The organism is Bowmanella yangjiangensis (assembly GCF_017255015.1).
Classification (GTDB): Bacteria; Pseudomonadota; Gammaproteobacteria; order Enterobacterales; family Alteromonadaceae; genus Bowmanella; species Bowmanella yangjiangensis.
Genome location: NZ_JAFKCS010000118.1, coordinates 1 through 2,355, shown reverse-complemented (window position 1 = coordinate 2,355; position 2,355 = coordinate 1). Strand labels below are relative to the sequence as shown.

Annotated in this window: 2 protein-coding genes; one reads left to right on the top strand and one right to left on the bottom strand. The window is 71.5% G+C overall.

The features are described from left to right. Positions 1-1,239, bottom strand: coding sequence for an MFS transporter (locus J0A65_RS22405; protein WP_206596534.1), 1,239 nt, complete (start codon positions 1,237-1,239; stop codon positions 1-3). A 125-nt stretch (positions 1,240-1,364) separates the two neighbouring features. Here J0A65_RS22405 and J0A65_RS22400 point away from each other — a divergent pair, with 125 nt between their 5' ends. Then, positions 1,365-2,252, top strand: coding sequence for a LysR substrate-binding domain-containing protein (locus tag J0A65_RS22400; RefSeq protein ID WP_206596533.1), 888 nt, complete (start codon positions 1,365-1,367; stop codon positions 2,250-2,252). The last annotated feature ends 103 nt before the right edge of the window (positions 2,253-2,355 follow it).

Below are 2,355 nucleotides of genomic sequence, written 5' to 3'. Positions count from 1 at the left end.
TCAGCCGCGCGACGCGCGCAGCAGCGGCCAGGCTGCCAGCGTCAGCAGGGCCGCCACGCCCCACACCAGCGGCCAGTCACCGTGGCGCAGGCCGGCGGCGACCAGCGTCGGGGTGAGGAACATGCCGACGAACACCAGGGTGTTGGCCATGCCCAGCGCCGTGCCCGCACGGGCCACGCCGGCCTGGCTGGCCAGTTCGGTATAGGCCACGCCATGCCACGCCGAGATCAGGATGCCGCAGCCGATCAGCAGCGCCAGCACCAGCGCCGGGGGCAGCATCTGCCGCGTCAGCAGGGCAGTGGCACCGGCCAGTAGCAGGTAGGCCGCAGCGGCGGCCAGCACGCAGCGCCACAGGTACAGATGACGATTGCCGTTGCGGTCGCTCCAGCGCCCGCTCAGCACGCGTGCGACGGCGGCACCGAGCTGCAGGGTGGCCAGGCTGGCACTGACCATGAGCAGGCTGCCGCCGAGCTGCTCGTGTATGAACACCGCACCGAAGCTGAGGATCACGAACTGTGGCATGCACAGCACGCCGATACCCAGCGCCAGGCGCCACAGCGGCGCTTCGCTCCAGGCCGGGCGCAGGGTGCGGCGCTCGGGTTCCGCCTGGGCCTGGCCGGGAGCCTCGTGCAGCCAGCGCCAGGTCAGGTAGCCGGCCAGCGCGCAGAGCCCGGCGAGCAGGCCGAACACCAGGCTGAACCCTTGCTGGCGCGCCAGTGACGGCAGCACGCAGGCCCCCAGTAGGCCGCCCAGGGGCACGGCGGTCTGGCGGATGCTCATGGCCAGCCCGCGTTCGCCGGGGCCGAACCAGGCCATCACCGCTCGACCGCTGGCGGCGTTCACGCTACCGCCGGCCAGCCCGGCGAGCGTCAGGCCGGCGCACAGGCGTATCAGGGCGCCATCACCCGGCTGCCCGCCGATGGCCAGGCCAAGCAGCGCCAGGCCAGTCACCAGCAGGCCGCAGAGCAGCACCGGGCGGTCGCCCCAGCGGTCGGTCAGCATGCCCCAGGGCAACTCGCTCAGAGCCAGTCCCAGACCCATGCTGCCGAAGACCCAGGCCAGTTCGGCATGGCCGAAGCCGTAGTCGCTGCTCAGGCTCAGTGCCGTGGTCGGCAGGCCGGCGGTGGCGGCAATCAGTGCGGCGTTGGCGACGAAGCCGGCGATCAGCACCTTCCAGCGCTGGCTCAGCGGCGGGGCCTGTGGCGGACAGGTGGTGGCGGTGGGAGCGGGCATGTTCATGATCGGTTCTCGCTGCACATGCGCAGGCCGGATGCCTCGCGCTTGAGGTCTGGCAGTGTGCGAGAGAGAATCCGTGCTGAAAATCGGATAATTTCCAACTGTTGATTCCAAAAAATGGGAGTGTCATGCGCCTGACCAACTTCGACATGGACGCCCTGCGCACCTTCGTTACCGGGGTCGAACTGGGCAGCTTCGCTCGCGCCGCGCAGCGCCTGGGGCGCTCGACCTCGGCCACCAGCGCACAGCTGCGCAAGCTCGAGAGTCAGGCCGACGCCTTGCTGCTGCGTCGCGCGGGGCGCGGCCTGGCGCTGACCGACAGCGGCGAGCTGATGCTGGCCTACGCCCGGCGCCTGCTGGCCCTCAATGACGAGGCCTGTGCCGCGCTGCACAGCGGCCGGCTCGGTGGTGAGGTGCGTCTGGGTCTGCAGGAAGACTTCGGCGAAATCCTCCTGCCGGAGGTGCTCGGCCGCTTCGCGCGCTTGCATCCACGGGTGCGCATCGAGGTGCGGGTGGCGCGCAACGCCGAGTTGCTCGGGGCGCTCGCCGCTGGTGGGCTCGACCTGGCGCTGGTCTGGGGTGGCGATCCCGCTGCGCCGGGGCGCGAGCTCCTGGGCCGCGTGCCGATGTGCTGGATCGGCGACGCCGAGGTGCTGGCCCGCTGGCGCGAACAGGCGGGCGAACCGTTGCCGCTGCTGTGCTTCGAGGCGCCATGCCTGTTCCGTTCCGAGCCATGCGCGGCGCTGGATCGTGCCGGTTTGCCCTGGCGCGTGGCGTTTTCCAGCGCCAACCTGGGGGGGCTGTGGGCCGCCGCGCGTGCGCGCTTGGGCATCACCGTGCGTACGGCGCTGTGCCTGCCGGCCGGCGTCGAGGTCCTGCCGAGCGGCAGCAGCGGGTTACCGCCGCTGCCGACTCTGGAGCTGGCCCTGCACCGCGCCGAGGCGCAGCCGAGCGAGCCGGTGCAGTTGCTGCAGAGCCTGATCCGCGAGGCGCTGGAGGAGAGCCTGCCGCGCTAGCCCGGCGGCGAGAGCTTGCGCGTGGCCATGTGCTGCAGGTAGGCAATCAGCTGCTGCAGCTGCGTGGCGTCGAGCACCTGTTCGGAGAAGCCGGGCATGCGTG

Excerpts from the sequence above, each read along its gene's own strand:
- J0A65_RS22405 (WP_206596534.1), bottom strand. The coding sequence starts at position 1,239 with ATGAACATGCCCGCTCCCACCGCCACCACCTGTCCGCCACAGGCCCCG.
- J0A65_RS22400 (WP_206596533.1), top strand. The coding sequence starts at position 1,365 with ATGCGCCTGACCAACTTCGACATGGACGCCCTGCGCACCTTCGTTACC.